The sequence below is a fragment of the Arthrobacter ginsengisoli genome (assembly GCF_031456935.1).
In the GTDB taxonomy this organism is placed as follows: domain Bacteria; phylum Actinomycetota; class Actinomycetes; order Actinomycetales; family Micrococcaceae; genus Arthrobacter; species Arthrobacter ginsengisoli.
Map to the genome: position 1 here is coordinate 1 of NZ_JAVDVQ010000027.1, position 19,456 is coordinate 19,456.

General features: G+C 65.8%; 19 protein-coding genes and 1 tRNA gene. 17 read left to right on the plus strand and 3 right to left on the minus strand.

What is annotated here, in order from left to right:
• Positions 1-161: 161 nt before the first annotated feature.
• From J2X01_RS19345 to J2X01_RS19385, 9 genes are all read left to right on the plus strand, one after another.
• Entirely contained in the window at positions 162-302 is a 141-nt protein-coding gene (locus tag J2X01_RS19345) for a hypothetical protein (protein WP_310061313.1), read from the plus strand.
• Positions 303-390: 88 nt separating this feature from the next.
• A complete protein-coding gene (locus tag J2X01_RS19350; protein ID WP_310061315.1) occupies positions 391-813 on the plus strand; it encodes a hypothetical protein in 423 nt (140 codons plus the stop codon).
• Between the two features lie 130 nt (positions 814-943).
• The gene (locus tag J2X01_RS19355; RefSeq protein ID WP_310061317.1) at positions 944-1,582 is read left to right on the plus strand and encodes a hypothetical protein; all 639 of its coding nucleotides are present in this window, start codon (positions 944-946) and stop codon (positions 1,580-1,582) included.
• Entirely contained in the window at positions 1,582-1,815 is a 234-nt protein-coding gene (locus J2X01_RS19360) for a helix-turn-helix domain-containing protein (RefSeq protein WP_310061318.1), read from the plus strand. The genes J2X01_RS19355 and J2X01_RS19360 overlap by 1 nt, the downstream gene beginning before the upstream one ends.
• Positions 1,816-1,929: 114 nt before the next feature.
• Positions 1,930-2,082, plus strand: coding sequence for a YciI family protein (locus tag J2X01_RS19365; RefSeq protein ID WP_310061321.1), 153 nt, complete (start codon positions 1,930-1,932; stop codon positions 2,080-2,082).
• A gap of 149 nt (positions 2,083-2,231) precedes the next feature.
• The gene (locus tag J2X01_RS19370; RefSeq protein WP_310061323.1) at positions 2,232-2,651 is read left to right on the plus strand and encodes a winged helix DNA-binding protein; all 420 of its coding nucleotides are present in this window, start codon (positions 2,232-2,234) and stop codon (positions 2,649-2,651) included.
• A gap of 95 nt (positions 2,652-2,746) precedes the next feature.
• The gene (locus J2X01_RS19375) at positions 2,747-2,950 is read left to right on the plus strand and encodes a three-helix bundle dimerization domain-containing protein (RefSeq protein ID WP_310061326.1); all 204 of its coding nucleotides are present in this window, start codon (positions 2,747-2,749) and stop codon (positions 2,948-2,950) included.
• Positions 2,951-3,228: 278 nt separating this feature from the next.
• Positions 3,229-3,474, plus strand: coding sequence for a hypothetical protein (locus J2X01_RS19380; RefSeq protein WP_310061329.1), 246 nt, complete (start codon positions 3,229-3,231; stop codon positions 3,472-3,474).
• On the plus strand, positions 3,471-3,920 hold the full coding sequence (locus J2X01_RS19385) for a hypothetical protein (protein WP_310061331.1): 450 nt from the start codon (positions 3,471-3,473) through the stop codon (positions 3,918-3,920). The genes J2X01_RS19380 and J2X01_RS19385 overlap by 4 nt, the downstream gene beginning before the upstream one ends.
• Positions 3,921-4,642: 722 nt before the next feature.
• Here J2X01_RS19385 and J2X01_RS19390 read toward each other — a convergent pair.
• From J2X01_RS19390 to J2X01_RS19400, 3 genes are all read right to left on the minus strand, one after another.
• Positions 4,643-4,718 (minus strand) — tRNA-Lys (locus J2X01_RS19390).
• Positions 4,719-4,833: 115 nt separating this feature from the next.
• A complete protein-coding gene (locus J2X01_RS19395; protein ID WP_310061333.1) occupies positions 4,834-6,036 on the minus strand; it encodes a PQQ-dependent sugar dehydrogenase in 1,203 nt (400 codons plus the stop codon).
• A 44-nt stretch (positions 6,037-6,080) separates the two neighbouring features.
• Positions 6,081-7,130 carry a sunset domain-containing protein gene (locus J2X01_RS19400; protein ID WP_310061335.1) on the minus strand — a complete coding sequence of 350 codons (1,050 nt, stop codon included), beginning with the start codon at positions 7,128-7,130 and terminating at the stop codon, positions 6,081-6,083.
• Positions 7,131-7,234: 104 nt separating this feature from the next.
• On the opposite strand from J2X01_RS19400, the gene J2X01_RS19405 reads away from it, so the two are divergent.
• The 8 genes from J2X01_RS19405 to J2X01_RS19440 all read left to right on the plus strand — a co-directional run bounded on the left by J2X01_RS19405 (position 7,235) and on the right by J2X01_RS19440 (position 19,452).
• Positions 7,235-8,173: a LysR family transcriptional regulator gene (locus J2X01_RS19405; RefSeq protein WP_310061336.1), complete on the plus strand. Its 939-nt coding sequence runs from the start codon at positions 7,235-7,237 to the stop codon at positions 8,171-8,173.
• Between the two features lie 128 nt (positions 8,174-8,301).
• On the plus strand, positions 8,302-10,023 hold the full coding sequence (gene ilvD / locus J2X01_RS19410) for a dihydroxy-acid dehydratase (protein WP_310061337.1): 1,722 nt from the start codon (positions 8,302-8,304) through the stop codon (positions 10,021-10,023).
• Positions 10,024-10,411: 388 nt separating this feature from the next.
• Entirely contained in the window at positions 10,412-12,310 is a 1,899-nt protein-coding gene (locus J2X01_RS19415) for an acetolactate synthase large subunit (protein ID WP_310061338.1), read from the plus strand.
• 2 nt (positions 12,311-12,312) lie between these two features.
• On the plus strand, positions 12,313-12,825 hold the full coding sequence (gene ilvN / locus J2X01_RS19420; protein WP_310061339.1) for an acetolactate synthase small subunit: 513 nt from the start codon (positions 12,313-12,315) through the stop codon (positions 12,823-12,825).
• A gap of 126 nt (positions 12,826-12,951) precedes the next feature.
• Entirely contained in the window at positions 12,952-13,977 is a 1,026-nt protein-coding gene (ilvC, locus tag J2X01_RS19425) for a ketol-acid reductoisomerase (protein ID WP_310061340.1), read from the plus strand.
• 119 nt (positions 13,978-14,096) lie between these two features.
• A complete protein-coding gene (gene serA, locus J2X01_RS19430) occupies positions 14,097-15,692 on the plus strand; it encodes a phosphoglycerate dehydrogenase (protein ID WP_310061341.1) in 1,596 nt (531 codons plus the stop codon).
• Positions 15,693-15,898: 206 nt separating this feature from the next.
• Positions 15,899-18,688 carry an FtsX-like permease family protein gene (locus tag J2X01_RS19435; RefSeq protein ID WP_310061342.1) on the plus strand — a complete coding sequence of 930 codons (2,790 nt, stop codon included), beginning with the start codon at positions 15,899-15,901 and terminating at the stop codon, positions 18,686-18,688.
• Positions 18,685-19,452: an ABC transporter ATP-binding protein gene (locus tag J2X01_RS19440; protein ID WP_374724999.1), complete on the plus strand. Its 768-nt coding sequence runs from the start codon at positions 18,685-18,687 to the stop codon at positions 19,450-19,452. Before J2X01_RS19435 ends, J2X01_RS19440 begins: the two co-directional genes overlap by 4 nt.
• Positions 19,453-19,456 lie beyond the last annotated feature (4 nt).

A 19,456-nucleotide genomic window follows, 5' to 3' on the forward strand; every position in this document is an offset into this window, starting at 1 on the left:
CGCCGGCATCTGGCACAACTGGCGCATCAACGCACCCCGCAAGCGCTCACTCATCGCCTACGACCACTAAAACCAATAGGACTTAATCATCTAGAGGGCTGTCCTTTTCCGGCCCCGTGTCCCTCCCGGGCGCGGGTGTGTGCTGCGCATAGGCTCAAGGGATGGACGCGATTCTGACTGAGGAGCTGGACGGGCAGACCTCCATCAACGAGCTGCTCGATGAGCCTGTCGGCGCTTCCCCGGTCCAGCTGGCATTGCCCATCCACTTCCAGCTGGCAGTCGCGGTCCGGCAGGGTTCCTGAGCTGGCTTGCCCCGCAGCGGGCAGGACCATCCTTCAGGAGGTCCATCCGGCCCTACTCCGCGTCGACGCCAATACCTAGCATGGCGACATGGAACAGCTACAGGACACGGGCGCAGAAGAACCGGAGCTATCTGCCACCACAGTTTTCGCTAGTCTCGCGGAGTTGCGGGACGCCCCGGGCTACAGCCCAAAGGCAATCGCCGAGCGGCTCATAAATTCTCTGGGCACCGATGCCGCCGCACCTCTGCTGGGCGTAAGTGTGGAACTGCTGGACCGCTGGGCCTCGGGCCAGGATGCGCCGGATACGAACGGCCGACTCCAGCTTGCGGACCTGGACGCCCTGGTGTGCCATCTGCATAGCGCTTTCACGCCTGCCCAGGCCATGCTCTGGATGTGCGGCCACGAAATACACTTGCGGGCCCGGCCAATCGATATTTACCGCACCCAGGGGTCCGCGCCGGTAATCGGAGCCATCCGGGCCCACGCCGACGGCGCTTTCGACCGAGAATAGCCTGCAGTCGCCATCCTGACGCATTCCCGGGAAAAGACGCTGGGCTGACTGCCGTTGACTGCGGGGCCTATGAACGGATAGTTTATCGATTGTCGTTATTAATGAATGTCGATAAACCTCGGGGGGACCGATGAAACTTGCGAACCATGATGCCCGGCTGCAGAACGGCCGGAGGAAGATCGTTTCCAAGACGGATGCCCTCGTGCTCATGATCGCTTCGGTGGCCGTTGCCCTCTTCACGACTGGGATGACGGTTTCCGGTCTCATCGGCTACACCCGCGGGCCTGTGGCGCTGGCACTTCCGGTGGCGACGGCACATCACGCCGCCACGGGCCTCACGCAGGGGGCAACCGGGCACTTCACAACCCTGGAGGCGTCCATCCCTGAGCTTCCTTCGGGGCCGGCAACGCTGCTGGCATGGGCGGATTCGCTGAACCAGATGGGGTTCCTGGCCGTCCTTGCGCTGGTGTTTCTGCTTGCACACCGGCTCCGGAGCGAGATCCTGTTCACACCCGCATCCGCATGGATCGTCGCTTCCTGCGGCGCCATCCTCGCCTTGTGCGGGACCGTGGGGCAGGTCCTTGACTCCAGTGCACGCAGCCGGCTTGCGGAAATGATCGGGGTCAACGCGCGCACTCCGGGGGAGTCACACATCTTCTGGGCTCACTTCAACGTCGCGCCCTTCGTAGTGGGCATCGTCCTGGTGCTGGTCGCCGGCGTCTTCCAGTTCGGCCGTGGTCTTCAGAAAGACACGGAGGGGCTGGTCTGATGCCAGCGGAGGACTCGTCTGGTATTCACTGCCGCCTCGATGAACTCCTGGAGGCGCGGGGCATGACCCTGACGGAGCTCAGTAAGCGGGTCGGTGTGAGTCTGGTGAACCTGTCGGTGCTCAAGAACGACCGGGCAAGGGCAATCAGGTTCTCCACGCTCGCTGCGATCTGCGAAGCATTGGACTGCCAGGTCGGGGACCTGCTTGTCACTGTCGGGCGCTCCGCCCACTGACGCGGATCGCGGGGCGGCGGCCTGGAAGCCAGAAAGCTATCCGGTGGGCCGGGCGGCAAGGTCCGGTCCCTGCGCCATGACGGACACCAGCCGCAGGAAATTACCCAGGCAGGAGTGTCCGCGGCGAACGCAAACGTCGGCGGCTACTCGGTGCTTGAGGCGGATAGTGTCGAGCGGGCCGTCGCGCTGATGGATCGACACCCGCACGTGATGATGCCTGGTGCGTCGATTCAGGTATTCCAGGCACTGGATATTCCCGGCATGTAGATACAAGTTCACCCGGGGGAGAGGCGGTCAGTCGAGTGTCGGCGGACAGCCACCGTGCCCTCGGCGTGCAGAGAACCCCGAGGTCGAGTCCTAACGGTGGAAACAGTTCAGGCGTTGGCCTAGGGGAAGGATCCTGCAACGATGGCAGGGTGAACAGGCCTATCGGATACTGGATCAAGCGGCTGGATGCGTCGCTGGAGGCACAACTCGATTCCACACTCGCCCGTCTGCGCCTGACCAGACGACAGTGGCAGGTAATCAACGCCTTGCATTCAGGCCCCGCCACCGTTGCGGAAGTCGGGAATGTCCTGCGCCCCTTCATAGCAGCGGACGGCGGGGACGCGCAGGAGCGGGACATGGCCGCGCTGGTTCGAAAGAGGCTCGTGCTCCTGCTGGATGGTCGCCTCGCCCTGACCGAGGCCGGCTCCGCACTGCATTCCGAGGCATCCGGGCTGGTGGAAGCCACCCGCCGCGAGCTTACGGCAGGCATTGGAGCGGATGAGTATGCGATTGCTTGCAGCGTTCTCGAACGCATGACCCGCAATGCAGAGCGGCACGCCGCAACGTAGCGGTCCGTCCTCCCGAATCCGCAGCCCGGCCGTCGCGGGGGCGCACGCGGGCAATATTGATTGACGCCGAAAACACCCTGACTCAAACTGAGATAGTGAGCGATGAAGAGAAGGAACCGATCATTCGTAAGGTTGTGGATCGTCTCGCCGCCCGCTATCCGGCAGCGCCCCGGCACCGCATTGAAGGAATTGTCACGGAGGAATACGACTCTCTGGACACCGGACGGATCAGAATCTACATCCCGACCCTCATCGAAAACAGTGCCCGGACCCGGCTCCACCGTGAGCTCAACACATAAGCGGTCGACGACCAGCGCCTGGGACTTGTGGCAGGGCCGCGAGGGCAGACATCTTTTCCGCCTGACCGGGTTCATATGGGGCCCCGGTCGCGACAGCCATGGGCTGCCTGGGGCTGATCCTGCGGCGTGGCGAGCCGGGCGGGCCGCCATTCCCATGCCGGGCGAAGTCCTCGATCTGCGGTGCGGAGTTGTTCATGAATGAATGTCTGGGGCATCAGGCTCAGGGCCACGACGCGGCGGTGAATTAGCCCGACCCGATTGCCGGTAGGATCCGGGCCATGGACCCTATCCTGGAGCTCACCGACGATATGGCTGGCGCCTACAGCGTGCGGACTTCCTCCGGCAGTGCCTACCTGGTCAGCCTGGACGAACCACGCCACATCGTCCGACTCGCCGCCGAGACGGCCCCGGTGCGGAAGTACACCGCCCTGGATGCGGTCATGCTGCGCCGGGACGGGACCGCAACGTGCCGCGAGGCGGCCCCGGCGCTGTCCACCAGCCGGCTGCAGAACGCAGCACGGTGAACGCCCGTGCGAAGTACAGGTGGCGGGCCGCCGCGTGGGCCACGCTGGTCATTGCCTCTATTGTGCTGACCGTGTGGGGTCTGTACCTGACGCTCTTTCTGTTCGGATACCCGGACGCCTTTGTGCGCGCGAAGTCCGGGCACACTCTGATCTTCCTTGGGACAGTCACCTCGGCCGCTGCCGCTATCTGGGCGCGCGTGAGAGGCCAGGGCTGGCCGGTGACTTTCGCGGTCGGCGCTCCGGCGCTGCTGGTTGGCCTGCCGGACCTGGCGGGAAGCGAGAGCCTCTTGCCCCACATTTTTGGCCTCATTGCCATTTCCATGGCCTTCGCAGGGTTGCTGCTCGGCCTGCTGAGTCCCAGGCCCGGGGAGAGGCCTCAGCCTGGCGATGCCCCGACACCGCCCGGCGGGACAGCCCCCGCACCTCACGGCCCCGCAGATACCTGACCTGAATCAGCGGTTAGCCGGCCTGGCGCCGGCCGGTCACTTATCCGACTTTGCGAGCGTAACGACGTAGTGGTCGTCACCTTCGACCCCGTAATCATCCATGGATCCGAGGTTGAGATATTCCACCAAAACACGGTACTTGCCGGGAGGCACTTGCAGTGTTCCGCCGCTGAGGCTGTTATGGGTTGCCCCGGACACCCGCAGCACCCCGCTCGGCACGTTCAGGACCCCGTGGGCGGTTCTGTCGACGTTGCCAGCGGTCAGGGGGCGGTCGCTCTCAAACGGATGATGACGGGTGCATAGAGGTTGCGCATGGTGCCGATGGCGACGTAGCCGTCGCCTTGCACGAACATGGCTTCGACGGTTTCATCAGTCCATTTCTCAAAGAGGATCAGCCCAGTCCGCGGTGGAATCGAGGACTATGAACTGGTTGAAATCCGTGAAGATATTGAATTCGGCTTCCACTGCCATGGGCGCTTCGTCGCTGTCGTAACCAGCCGCTGGCGCCAACTCAATTGACAGAGACCGCTTCCTCGCTGACAAGTGGGTCGGCCGCCGATCATTCCCGTGGCCCTTTCGGCCGGCTTGGGGCTCCTTTGGCTTCCGCCGCCGGAAGGCCGGTCAGAATAAATAGCCCGTAAGTGGCCACTCAGGTGCAATCTGGGCAAAACAAAACCCCGCCTTTGCCAGCCGCTAGGCCAGTAAAGACGGGGTTTGTTCGTTGGTGCACCCCCCGGGACTCGAACCCGGAACCCATTGATTAAGAGTCAATTGCTCTGCCAGTTGAGCTAGAGGTGCATCTGTTGTTTCTGTTCCCGCGGGCTTTTTGTTCCCGCGTTGTTCTCCGCAACGACATGAAACTCTACACGAGTTTGGGCGGAGTGTGAAATCGGGCCGGGGGCTGTCTCGGGGCCTAGTCTGGCAGCTGCAAAACCAGCACAAAATCAGGGTTTTTATTGTTGCTGAGTACCCACAGGCGGCCGTCCGGAGCCAGTGAAACGTTCCTGATCCTCCCGTACGTCCTTGTGAAATAGCTCACAGGATCTCCGGCGAATTCGCCGTTCAGCGGAACCGCCCACAGCCGTTGTCCGCGGAGGGCGCCCAGATAGGCCGTGTCGCCGACTATTTCGAGCCCGCTGGGCGAGGAATCCGCCGTCGACGGCCACACGACCTTTGCGTCCAGGAAGCCGGAGCGGTGCGGGGCGCCAGTTACCTCCGGCCAGCCGTAGTTGCCGCCCGGCACGATCAGGTTTAGTTCGTCGTCGACGTCGGGGCCGAACTCGCTTGCCCACAACCGGCCGGCGCTGTCCCAAGCGAGTCCCTGGACGTTGCGGTGGCCCAGGCTGTACACGGGGTTGCCAGCGATGGGATTCCCCGGCGCGGGACGCCCCTCTGGCGTGATGCGCAGGATCTTGCCGCCGAGGGCGTCGGGGTCCTGGGGCTGTCCGCGGCGCTGCGAATCACCGGTGCCGACGTACAGCAGGCCGTCGGGCCCGAACCGGATCCGCCCGCCGTTGTGCGTGGACGCCTTGGGGATACCGGTGAAGATTACCTCCGGGCCCCCCAGTTCCAGCACCCCGGCACTCTCCTCAAGGCGCAGCCGCGCGATCCGGTTGTCACTTGCCGAGGTGAAGTAGGCGTAAAGGTACCGGTCCGTGGCAAAGTCCGGGGACAGTGCCAGCCCCAACAGCCCGCCTTCACCGCCGGGGACGACGTCGGGAACTTTCCCCAGGGTTCCGGCCCGGCCGGCGCCTGGGCCGGGCGCGATGGTCCTCAGCAGGGCACTGTCGCGTTCAGAAATGACGGCGGTGCCGTCGGGCAGGAACACCGTGGACCACGGCACCTGCAGTTCGGCGTCGATCCTTCCGGCAACCGTCGGCTCACCGCCATCCCGGCTGCTCCCCGCCGGGCTTGAGGTCGCGGGGCCGCCGCTGGCAGGGGGAACGGTGCCGGGCGGTACGGGGGCGCGGTCCCCGTCGCCGGCGGTGCAGCCGCCCAGCAGGATCGCGGCGGCGGCCGCAATTCCCAACCACCGCAGCCGGTCCGCGGGCCGGCCAGCCAACGACCGGCGGGGGGCAGCGGTTGTGCCGCTGCGCCCGGCCGCTGTCCCCGTCATCTGCACACCGGACTGCATCCGGCAGCTCGGCGCCCCTGGCGTGGCTACTGCCTGGTCCGGCGCGGGGGGCGGAAGCCGGCCGCCTCGGCGTGGGCAGGAGACAGGAACCAGACCTCGGCGCGGGTTTCCTCGAACGCGGGGCTGGTCTCGTCGTGGTAGATCATCGAGGAAGCGTTGCCCTTGACCGTGAAACCCTCGGGTCCGCTGCCGTCCGCGGCCGGTGCCGCCGATCCCTCGCCGTATGGCTGGTCGACGGCGAGGTGGCCGGCGGGTTCGGCCGCATGGGCTGCGGCCGTTTCGGCCGGAGCCTGCGACGGCGGCATTTCCTGCAGCGAGGCTGTCGGCGCGGCAGTCCGGCCTTCTGCGGCCTTCGCATCGAAGCCAGCCCCGGTCCCGGCCTCAACTTCAGTTTCGGCCGCGGCTGATTCGGCGCCGGGGAGGGTCGGGGCATGGGGCTCCGTATATTCCACATGGTGCACCGGGGCGCCTGCCGCTGCAGCTGTCCCGGCCGTGGGGGCTTCCCGCGCGTGGTCGGTTTGGGCGCCGTGGCCTGGCTCCGGGTGCGGGGCTGTATGCGTTTCCGCCGGCGGCGTCTCAGACCATTGGGTTTCCCATTCCGGGCTCTCCACTGCCGGGGCCACGTCAGCGCCCGACGCCGCAGCGCCCGCGGCGGCAGGTGTCGCCGCTGCGCCCGCCGCTGTGCCCTTTGCTTCAGCCTCCCTGGCCTCCGCGAGTGCCGCTGCCCGTGCTGCCGCGTGCGCGTCAGCGACTGCAGCATCCTCAGCGGTGGCAATGGGATCGGGTTCGGGTTCCTGTCCGACTTCGGGATCGGCGTGGCTGAAACCCGCCGACGTGGGCATCCAGGCCAGGCCTGCTGCCGATGCTGAAGCTGCGGAACCGCCGCCGGACATGGCTCCGCGGTGAGTCGGGTCGCGGCCGGTGTCGTGCAGTTGAGGAGGTGCGGAATCGTCTGTGGCGGCGGTCCCGGTGGCGGCGGTCCCTTTGCCAGCCGAACGCGAGCTGTTGCGCTTCAGCAGCCACCAGACGATGGCGACGATCACCACGATGACAACGAGCCAGATGATCCAATCCATAGCAGAGCCTTTCTGTCCATAAGGCAAGGTTGCCGTTGCTTGACGGTACGTCTGCCCGAAGGGGGCTGTCCAGCCTCCAGTCCGCCGCCCTGTAGCCTCTCCTCATGGATTTCAAGAGACTGCGGATTCTCCGGGAGCTGGCTGACCGCGGCACGGTCGGCGCCACGGCTGAGGCAATGAACGTGACGCCCTCTGCCGTCTCGCAGCAGCTCAAGACCCTTCAGGAGGAGCTCGGGGTCGTCCTGGTCAGGAAATCGGGCAGGGGCGTACGTCTGACCGAGGCCGGAATCGCAATGGCGGGCGCCGCCGCCGAGGTATCCACAGCCATGGCCCGTGCGGAAGCCACGATCGACACCTACCGGCGCGGCTGGCAGACGCATGTCAGGGCAGCCTTCTTTCCGAGCGCAGCCGAGATGTTCCTCCCCGGCCTCCTGCACCGCGTCAAGGCCATCGATGGTCTCCGTTTTGAGGCGCATTTCGAGGATCCCAATGTGGCCGGATTTGCCGGTCTGACGGCCGACTACGACATCGTGCTGGCGCACAGCGTCGATGGGCCCGATGTTTTTGCCCGGCTCGGGCTGACGGTCGTCCCGCTCCTGGACGAGCCCCTCGACGTCGCGATCCCCGAAGGACACGCGCTCGCAGGCAAGACAACGCTGCGGGCAGAAGACGTGATCGGATTCCCGTGGATGGGAGTACCGGAGGGGTTCCCGTTCGACACAGTGCTCCGCCAGATCGAAGTGCAGGCCGATTCCCCCGCGGTTCGTGCCCAGACCTTCCCCGATCTGCGGGTCCTCGAGGCGCTGGTCAGCGCCGGGCACGGGCTCAGCCTGCTGCCGCGCTACACGGCCCTGAAAAACCAGGGACGGGGTTTCGTGCTGCGCCCGCTGGCCGGCGTGAAGGCAAGCCGCAGCATCGTCGCCCTGGCCCGCCCCGACGTCGCCGCCCGGACCACTATCCAGCAGGTGCTCGCCCTGCTCAGGGCCGAGGCCCGTTCCGTCGCCGAAGCCCCGGAATTGCGTGACGCCGCTCACCTGAATTGAGCCGCCCCGCCCAAATGGTCCATTAGGTGAGACGGATGTCCACTATTTGGCTGAAACATTCCCGGTTTTCCGCTTAATGCGCCTGTCCGGGTCGTTGGGCCCCGCGGGGGAGCCCTAGACTTTGAGCCATGAGTGAGGACACCCAGACAGCGACAGAGACCAAACCGGATATCAAGCCCCGCAGCCGGGTCGTGACTGATGGGATCCACGCCGCGCCCGCGCGCGGGATGTTCCGGGCGGTCGGCATGGGTGACGACGATTTCGCCAAACCGCAAATTGGCGTGGCCAGCTCCTGGAACGAGATCACTCCCTGCAACCTCTCCCTGAACCGGCTTGCCCAGGGCGCCAAGGAAGGCGTCCACGCGGGCGGCGGGTTCCCGATGCAGTTCGGCACCATTTCCGTCTCGGACGGCATCTCGATGGGCCATGAGGGCATGCACTTCTCGCTGGTTTCCCGCGAAGTCATTGCCGACTCCGTGGAAACTGTCATGCAGGCAGAACGCATCGATGGCTCCGTGCTCCTGGCCGGCTGCGACAAGTCACTCCCGGGCATGCTCATGGCGGCCGCCCGCCTGGACCTCGCGAGTGTCTTCCTCTACGCCGGCTCCATCATGCCCGGCTGGGTCAAGCTGGAGGACGGCTCCGAAAAGGAAGTCACCCTCATCGACGCCTTCGAAGCCGTGGGCGCCTGCGCCGCGGGCAAGATGAGCATGGAAGACCTGACTCGCATCGAAAAGGCGATCTGCCCAGGCGAAGGCGCCTGCGGCGGCATGTACACCGCCAACACGATGGCCTGCATCGGCGAGGCCCTGGGCATGTCCCTGCCCGGCTCGGCCGCGCCGCCCTCCGCGGACCGCCGCCGCGACGAATTCGCCCGCAAGTCCGGCGAGGCCGTGGTCAACCTCCTGCGCAAGGGCATCACCGCCCGCGACATCATGACCAAGAAAGCGTTCGAAAACGCGATCGCCGTGACCATGGCCTTTGGCGGCTCCACCAACGCCGTGCTGCACCTGCTGGCCATCGCCCGCGAGGCGGAGGTCGAACTGACCCTGGCTGACTTCAACCGCATCGGCGACAAGATCCCGCACCTGGGCGACCTCAAGCCGTTCGGCCGCTACGTGATGACCGACGTCGACAAGATCGGCGGCGTGCCCGTCATCATGCGGGCCCTGCTCGACGCCGGCCTGCTGCACGGGGACTGCCTCACGGTCACGGGCAAGACTGTCGCGGAGAACCTGGCCGCGATCAACCCGCCGGACCTCGACGGCAAGATCCTCCGGGCCATGGACAACCCCATCCACAAGACCGGCGGCATCACGATCCTGCACGGCACCATGGCTCCCGAGGGTGCCGTCGTGAAGAGCGCCGGCTTCGATGCCGACGTCTTTGAGGGAACAGCGCGCGTGTTTGAACGTGAACAGGGTGCTTTGGATGCGCTCGACAAGGGCCAGATCAAGGCCGGCGACGTCGTCGTCATCCGCTACGAAGGCCCGAAGGGCGGACCGGGCATGCGCGAAATGCTCGCCATCACCGGTGCCATCAAGGGTGCTGGACTGGGCAAGGACGTGCTGCTGCTGACCGACGGCCGCTTCTCCGGCGGAACCACGGGCCTCTGCATCGGCCACGTGGCCCCGGAAGCCGTCGACGGCGGCCCCATCGCCTTCGTCAAGGACGGCGACCGGATCCGCGTGGACATCGCCGCCCGCAGCTTCGACCTCCTGGTCGACGCGGCAGAGCTCGAAGCCCGCAAGGTCGGCTGGGCGCCGCTCCCGGCCAAGTTCACCAAGGGTGTGCTCGCCAAGTACGCCAAGCTCGTCCACAGCGCCTCCACCGGCGCCTACTGCGGCTAGAACGCGCTGGGCCCAACTAGCTCGCACTTGAGGCCGTTTTGAGCGGTCAAAGCGGTCCTTAACTGCGAGCTAGTTGGGGATGAGTTCAATCAGTGGACAACGAAGTCCAGATAGTGAGACAGGGCGCGGGCTCGTTGACACGCGTCTCACTAAGAGGGAAAACTGAACTCATGATCGCATTCGTTACCGCCGGCGTCGTCGTCGTCCTTGCCAAGCGCGTGGCTCCATAGCCGCAACTGGTAACGAACCGTCACGCGCAAACCCCTCGAAGAGCCGTCCGGCTGAGGGGTTTTTTTATTTCCGCAGCACCGGCAGCACAGCATCACGCACCATGAGCAGTTCCACGATCACCGAAGATCCACTTATAGATCCACAAAGGAAGAGTCCGATGAGCAAAGGATCGCCGATCAGCCCCTCGCTGATGGCCACTAAGTCCGCTGGAGCCTCCAAGGCTTCGGAACGCGTCGAACGTCCGGCCGACGCCGGCGTCGACACTGCTGCCGTCTCTCCTGTCCTTGGGCCGAACAACGTCGTACCCCCGACGGTGATGACCGGTTCACAAGCAATTGTCCGCTCGCTCGAAGAACTCGGCGTGGACGATATTTTTGGTTTGCCCGGTGGCGCGATCCTGCCCACCTATGACCCCTTGATGGCTTCCCGAATGAACCACATTCTGGTCCGTCACGAACAGGGAGCCGGCCACGCCGCGCAAGGCTACGCCATGGTCACCGGACGGGTTGGCGTCTGCATCGCTACCTCGGGCCCGGGTGCCACCAACCTCGTTACCGCCATCATGGATGCCCACATGGACTCCGTGCCCATGGTGGCGATCACCGGACAGGTCTCCAGTGGAGTCATCGGCACCGATGCCTTCCAGGAAGCGGACATTGTCGGCATCACGATGCCGATCACGAAGCACTCCTTCCTGGTGACCGACCCCAACGACATCCCGCATGTGATGGCGGAGGCGTTCCATCTGGCCTCGACCGGCCGCCCGGGTCCGGTCCTGGTGGACGTCGCCAAGGACGCCCAGCAGGGCCAGATGACCTTCTCCTGGCCGCCCAAGATCGACCTGCCGGGCTACCATCCGGTGCTCCGGGGCCACAACAAGCAGGTCCGCGAAGCCGCCAGGCTCATCGCGGCGGCCAGCAAGCCCGTGCTCTACGTGGGCGGCGGCGTCGTCAAGGCGCACGCCTCGGCGGAACTGCTGGAGCTTGCTGAACTCTCCGGCGCCCCCGTGGTCACCACCCTGATGGCCCGGGGCGTGTTCCCGGACTCGCACCCGCAGCATGTCGGCATGCCGGGCATGCACGGCACGGTCTCCGCTGTGACCGCCCTGCAGCAGTCGGACCTGCTGATCACGCTCGGGGCACGCTTCGATGACCGGGTGACCGGCGTACTGAAGTCCTTCGCCCCGAACGCCAAGGTCATCCACGCGGACATCGACCCGGCCGAGATCTCGAAGAACCGTACCGCCGACGTGCCGATCGTGGGCTCGGTCAAGGAAATCATTCCGGAACTCAGCGAGGCCCTACGCGCCCTGTTCGCCGTCTCCGGATCACCGGATTACACCAACTGGTGGGCTTTCCTGAACAACCTCAAGGAGACCTACCCGCTGGGCTGGACCGAGCCGGACGACGGCCTCAGCGCCCCGCAGCGTGTCATCGAACGCATCGGCGCCCTCACCGGCCCGGAAGGCGTGTACGTCGCGGGCGTGGGCCAGCACCAGATGTGGGCCTCGCAGTTCATCAAGTACGAACGCCCGCACGCCTGGCTGAACTCCGGCGGGGCCGGCACCATGGGCTACGCCGTGCCTGCGGCCATGGGCGCCAAGGTGGGCGAACCGGACCGTGTGGTCTGGGCGATCGACGGCGACGGCTGCTTCCAGATGACCAACCAGGAACTGGCGACCTGCGCGATCAACAAGATCCCGATCAAGGTCGCTATCATCAACAACTCCTCCCTCGGCATGGTGCGGCAGTGGCAGACCCTGTTCTACGAGGGCCGCTACTCCAACACCGACCTCAACACCGGCCACGACACCGTCCGGATCCCGGACTTCGTCAAGCTGGCGGAGGCCTACGGCTGCGCTTCCTTCCGTTGCGACCGCGACGAGGACATCGACGCCACCATCCAGAAGGCCCTGGAGATCAACGACCGCCCCGTCGTCATTGACTTCGTCGTGAGCCCCAACTCCATGGTGTGGCCGATGGTCCCCGCCGGAGTCAGCAACGACCAGATCCAGGTTGCCCGCAACATGACCCCGGAATGGGAAGAGGAGGACTGAACATGACCCGCCACACACTGTCCGTTCTGGTCGAAGACAAGCCCGGAGTGCTGACCCGCGTCGCCAGCCTCTTCGCCCGCCGGGCCTTCAACATCAACTCCCTGGCCGTCGGCCCGACCGAAGTTCCGGGCATGTCCCGGATGACCGTCGTCGTCGACGCCGATGGTGAGCTGATCGAACAGATCACCAAGCAGCTGAACAAGCTGATCAACGTGATCAAGATCGTTGAGCTCACCGCCGAATCTTCCGTACAGCGCGACCACATCCTGGTCAAGGTCCGTGCGGATGCCGCAACACGGCTGCAGGTCACCCAGGCCGCAGACCTGTTCCGCGCATCAGTGGTCGACGTCTCCACCGAGTCCGTGGTCATTGAGGCAACGGGCCACCCCGAAAAGCTCACGGCACTGCTCTCAGTGCTCGAGCCTTTCGGCATCCGCGAAATCGTGCAATCCGGCACCTTGGCCGTTGGGCGGGGATCCCGCTCCATGAGCGACAGGGCCCTGCGCAGCGCGTAAGACACAGCGCAGATCACAGCCGGGGCCAGCCCCGGGCAGCGGACAGGACCTGCCGCAGCACCACCGCTTTAGACAAGTTTGACCGACAAGCACCACCCAAGAATCCACTCAGAAGGAGACACCCCAGTGACTGAAATGTTCTACGACGACGACGCCGACCTGTCGATCATCCAGGGCCGCACCGTCGCCGTCATCGGTTACGGCTCCCAGGGCCACGCCCACGCCCTCAGCCTGCGCGATTCCGGCGTTGACGTCCGCGTCGGCCTCAAGGCAGACTCCAAGTCCCGCGCCAAGGCCGAAGCCGAGGGCCTGCGCGTCCTGAACGTCGCGGAAGCCGTTGCCGAAGCCGACCTGATCATGGTCCTCACCCCGGACCAGGTCCAGCGCCACGTGTACGCAGAGGACATCGCCCCGAACCTTCAGCCGGGTGACGCCCTGTTCTTCGGCCACGGCTTCAACATCCGCTACGGCTACATCAAGCCCCCGGCAGACGTCGACGTCGCCCTCGTTGCCCCCAAGGGCCCGGGCCACATCGTCCGCCGCGAGTTCGAGGCCGGCCGCGGCGTGCCGGACCTGATCGCCGTCGAGCAGAACCCGTCCGGCAAGGCCAAGGAACTGGCCCTGTCCTACGCCAAGGCCATCGGCGGCACCCGTGCAGGCGTCATCGAGACCACCTTCACTGAAGAGACCGAAACCGACCTCTTCGGCGAGCAGGCTGTCCTCTGTGGCGGCGCCTCGCAGCTGATCCAGTACGGCTTCGAGACCCTCACCGAGGCCGGATACAAGCCCGAGGTTGCCTACTTCGAGGTGCTGCACGAGCTCAAGCTCATCGTTGACCTCATGGTTGAAGGCGGCATCGCCAAGCAGCGCTGGAGCGTCTCGGACACCGCTGAGTACGGCGACTACGTCTCCGGCCCGCGCGTGATCACCCCCGACGTGAAGGAAAACATGAAGGCTGTCCTGGCGGACATCCAGGACGGCACCTTCGCGAAGCGCTTCATCGACGACCAGGATGCCGGAGCACCCGAATTCAAGGCGCTGCGCAAGAAGGGTGAGGACCACCCGATCGAGGCCACCGGCCGCGAACTGCGTAAGCTGTTCTCCTGGATCAAGAACGAAGACGACTACACCGAAGGTTCAGTCGCCCGCTAAGCACTGACCGGCAGGGAAGCCGGACACCACATCCTGGGGTCCGGCTTCCCTGCTTTTATGCAGCACCAACGTTTCACCAAAATCCCCACCTGAATACAAGAGAGCTAAAGAGGTCACCGGTGACAAGCACCAAACCTGTAGTACTCCTCGCTGAGGAACTTTCGCCCGCCACGATCGAGGCCCTTGGCCCGGACTTTGAAATCCGGCAGACCGACGGCGCCGACCGTTCCCAGCTGCTCTCTGCCATCGCCGACGTCGACGCGATCCTGGTCCGCTCCGCCACCCAGCTGGACGCCGAAGCCATCGCCGCCGCGAAGAACCTCAAGGTGATCGCCCGCGCAGGCGTCGGCCTCGACAACGTCGACATCAAGGCCGCTACGCAGGCGGGTGTCATGGTGGTGAACGCCCCCACCTCGAACATCGTCTCCGCAGCGGAACTCACCGTCGGCCACATCCTGAGCCTAGCCCGGCACATCCCGCAGGCCAGCGCCGCGCTCAAGGACGGCGAGTGGAAGCGCTCCAAGTACACCGGCACGGAACTCTTCGAGAAGAAGATCGGCATCATCGGCCTGGGCCGGATCGGCGCTCTCGTCGCCGCCCGCCTTAAAGGCTTTGACACCAAGATCCTCGCCTACGATCCCTACATCACCTCGGCCCGCGCCGCCCAGCTGGGCGTCCAGCTGGTGACCCTCGACGATCTCCTCGCGCAGTCGGACTTCATCAGCATCCACATGCCCAAGACGCCGGAGACCGTCGGCATGCTCGGCGCCGAGTCCTTCAAAAAGATGAAGAGCACCGCGTATGTCGTCAACGTCGCCCGCGGCGGCCTCGTCGATGAGGAAGCGCTTTACGCCGCCCTGGAGTCCGGCGAAATCGCCGGCGCCGGCGTCGACGTCTTCGTCAAGGAGCCCAGCACCGACCTGCCATTCTTCAAGCTCGACAACGTCGTGGTCACCCCGCACCTGGGCGCGTCCACGGACGAAGCGCAGGAAAAAGCCGGTGTTTCAGTCGCCAAGTCCGTCCGCCTGGCCCTGGCCGGCGAACTCGTGCCCGACGCGGTCAACGTGGCCGGCGGCGTGATCGCCCCGGATGTCCGCCCGGGCATCCCGCTGATGGAAAAGCTGGGCCGTATTTTCACCGCGATGACCCACGCCTCGCTGACCCAGTTTGACGTCGAGGTCGCCGGAGAAATCGCCTCCCTCGACGTCAAGGTGCTCGAACTCGCGGCACTCAAGGGTATCTTCGCCGACATCGTGACCGAGCAGGTCTCGTACGTCAACGCCCCGGTGATCGCCGAGCAGCGCGGCATCAACGTCCGCCTGATCACGACGCCGGACACTGAGTCCTACCGCAACGTCCTGACCCTGCGCGGCGCCCTCAGCGACGGCACGCAGATCTCAGTGGCCGGGACCCTGACCGGACCCAAGCAGGTCCAGAAGCTCGTCGGAATCAACGGCTTCGAGGTCGAGATCCCGATCAGCGAACACCTCGTCGTGGTCGCCTACTCGGACCGCCCCGGCGTGATCGGCACGATCGGACACATCCTCGGCATGAACAACATCAACATTGCCGGCATGCAGGTGGCGAGGCAGGACGAGGGCGGCCAGGTGCTCGCCCTGCTGACCATCGACAGCTCTGTCCCGCAGCAGGTCCTGGACGCCATCAAGGCCGGGATCGGCGCTGACATGGTGCGTGAGGTCGACCTCGCCGACTAGGGTCGCCACGGTGGATGCCGGCGGCGGTTCCGACCGCCGCCGGTGTCCGCGAACCCATGGCTGGTCTGCGTACAATGGCTAGGTCCGAATTTCGGATCCGGCCGGCAGCCCGGCCTTTACTTTTTTGCACACCCGGCAGGGGACGCCTTCACTTCCGCATGGAATGAACTTCGGTGTGCGCACGCAATCCAGCTTTCAGGAGCCCAATGAACGCCGTCCAGAGGTTCATCAGAAGTCGAGTACTTCTGTTGACCGCGTCCATTTTGATCGTGGCCATGTGCCTTTCGGTCCTCGTCCAGGGCCAGTCGCAGGCCGCCTTGAACCGCACGGTCGACCAGAACTCCCGCGGACTCTACGACATCCTTGTCCAGGCCAAAGCCGAGGACAACGGCGGGCTCATGCAGCCGGACATCGCCACCGGACAGGGCGGTATCGGCTTCGACCAGCTGGACTCCCTCCGGAAGCTCTCCGGCACCTCGGTGGCGGCCCCGATCAGCCTCGTCTCCCGGGTCACCCAGAATCTGGAGTCCCCGCGCCTGGAGGCCACCGACTACCTCGGGTTCAACGCCGGACTCGCGGGGACCGCGGGCGACCCCACCGCCACCGATCCGAGTAAGTGGCCCGCCGCGGAGTCGGTCCTGTCCGACACGCCCAAGAGGTACCGGCTTACCGCCAGCGCTGTCAGCTCCGACGGCCAGTCCGACCAAACCCTGTTCAAGACCATGGCCGAAGGATCCCTCGGCAAGGCGCAGCTTATCGAGGAGCAGGTGGCCGGCGGTAAGAACGTCCGCATCGCCGGTCCGGTTGGAGAGACCGGCATCAAGTTCCCGGCCCCGGCCGGCGGTTCCGAGCACAACCTCTTTAACCTCTCCGTGTCCCTGCCGCTCGCGCCGCAGGTAACGGAATCCGTCGTCGCCGTCGACCCCGTCTCCGAGCGTGCCCTGCTCGGCAGCGCCGGCGACTTCCTCGCACCGCTGGAGAAGGCGCCGCCCGCCGACGCCCGCAACGCCGCCGCGATCGGCCGCCACTTCGAAAGCCTCTTCACCACCGGCATCGGCATGGACGAGCTGAAGGAAGGCCCGGATTTCCTCGGTGTCAAGCTCAAGTACTGGGCCCCGCTGATGAGCCAGTACCAGCAGGCCAAGAGCAGCGGCCAGCTGACCGAAGACTCCCAGGCGATCCCGCTGATCGTCCGCTCCGGCACTTCCCTTGACCTTGAATACTCTGTCAAGATCGAGGAAATCGACGGCTCCGGCAACGTCACCAAGGACGTCGGGACCGTGACCCGCTCGCTGGACAAGGATTACCTCCCGTTCGTCTCGAAATCCCCGTTCGCCCTGGCCTGGCCGGGGTCCAAAGACCTCACGCAACTGCTTGGTGACACCGCAACGTTCAGCCAGGGCCTCTACAACCCCGCGACGTGGAGCACCGACTTCGCCGCCGCCCCGAAGTACCAGGACGGCGAAACCGCTGGCAACGGCGCCGTGGACAAGACCGCCACCCCGGGCGACTGGGTGACCGTGAACCGCCTTCCGGAGAAAGCGGCCAACGGCGCGTCCGTGGACCAGACCCAGCGCAAACCGGTCGACGAGCGCTCCTACCGCGAAGACCTTGAGACCGGCAAGAAGCCCGCCACGCCGCTGGCCATGGTCTACGGCACCTTCGACCCGGAGACGGTCAAAGAGGCCGCCGGCGACGTCAACCGGCTGCCGCTCGGCGGCTACGACCCCGCGCCGTTCACGCTTTCCAGGGACGCCTCCGGCAAGGACGCCGGAAACACCGAGCTCAAGCCCTCGCTGAGCGCCACGGGCCTGGCCAGCCAGTCCGCCGGTGCCATCACCGACTACTACGGCCTCGCCGCCGCCCGCGGCTTCGAGGACAACGTCGCCGTGATCGACGCCGTGCGCGTCCGGGCCAAGGTGCCCGGCAGCTGGAAGGAGGCGCAGCCCGAGGTGGAGCAGCTCGCCAACGAGATCCGCGACATGGGCCTGCAGGCAACCATTGTTGCCGGTTCCGCCCGCGAGGACGCCAGCATTTTCGTCCCCGGCTATTCCAAGGACGACGCCGGCAAGGAGTCCCCGCTCGGCACCGTCCAGCAGTCGTGGGTCCGCCAGGACGCCGCGGACGCCGTCTCCGGTTCCCTCACCGGCACCAACCTGACGCTGCTCTTCCTGACGCTTTGCGGTGCCGCACTGCTGACCGGGGCCTCGACCGTGAGCTATGTCCGCAAACGCCGCAGCGAGGCCGGAACCCTGCGCGCCATGGGCTGGACCCAGCGCCGGATACGTTCCTGGGTGCTGGCGGAATTTGGGGTCGGCGCGGCCCTGCTGGCCGCCGCCGGAATCATCCTGAGCCTGGCCAGTTGGAACCCGGCCACGGCGATCGTCTCGGCTTCCGTGCTGGCGCTCTATGCGGGGGCGGCTGTCTTCGCCGCCCAGCAGCTGCGCCACCGCGAGGTTGTGGACCAGGAACCGCAGCACGATGAACGGCTCATCGCCGTGGACTCGCCGCTGACCTTCGCGAACCGGCAGTTGAGCAGCAACAAGTTCAACACCATATCCCTGGCTGTCGCCGTCGGTGTCTTCGCCGCTGCGGTCGGCGGGATGGTCGCCCTGCTGATCGACATTCCCCGGGCCGCCGGGGCAAGCGCGCTCGGTGGCCTCGCGGCCGCCAGCATCGCACTGCCGAGCATCATCCTCGGACTTTCCGGTGTGGCCGTCGGCCTGCTGTTGACGATGGTCACCGGCGGCTTCGAGCTGCAGGCCAAGCGCCAGTACCTCTTCACGCTTCGGGCCATGGGCTGGAACCCTGACATGCTGGGCCAGGTCCGCTTCTTCGAAAATGCCATGGTGGGGACGATCGCACTGCCGCTGGGTGTCCTCGGCGCCCTGGGCGTAGGCCTCCTCCTCGCCCCCTATGCCGCGCTCTGGGCCGCCATCGCCGGGCTCGTGGCTGTACTTTGCTGGATTCCAATTGCAACGAAAGTGGTCCGATGAACAACGACCTGAACCTCGACCGTGAGGCTCACGACCGGATGACGGCGAGCACGCGCCGCGGCGCGCACAAGACGCGCGCCAACACGATCGTGAAGGCCACCGACCACGCCACGCCGCTGGAGCTGAGCAACATCACGATCCATTACGGCGGTGGCAAGGGAGGCGCCGAGGCCGTCAACGTCGTGGACGACTTCAACATGACCCTGCACGCCGGCGAGATGCACTGCGTCGCCGGCCGCAGCGGCTCCGGCAAGACCAGCATCCTGACCGTCGGCGCGGGCCTGACCCTGCCGACGTCAGGTCGGGTGTTCTGGGAGGGCGATTCACTCGAAACCATGGGCGACGACGAAATCGCCGACCGCCGCCGCGCCCTGATTGGCTACGTCGACCAGGGCGGTGCGCTGATTGACGGGATGAGTGCACTCGAAAACGTACTGCTGCCTGCCGTTCCCGACGGCGAGGTGGAACAGCGCCGCGACATGGCCAAGGACCTCCTGGACCTTGTTGGCCTGGGCCGCCGCATGCGCCACCGGCCGGCCCAGCTCTCCGGCGGTGAGCGCCAGCGGGTCGCGATCGCCCGGGCCCTGATCCTCGGCACCCGCGTGCTGATCGTCGATGAGCCCACCGCCAGCCTGGACCGGGCGGCGGCCAACCGCATTATCAGCATCCTCAAGGACACGACGTCGGACGGCATCGCCGTGCTGGTCGCTTCACATGACCACGAACTGGTCCGCCTGAGCGATACCCTCACCGAACTGATCTAGGTTT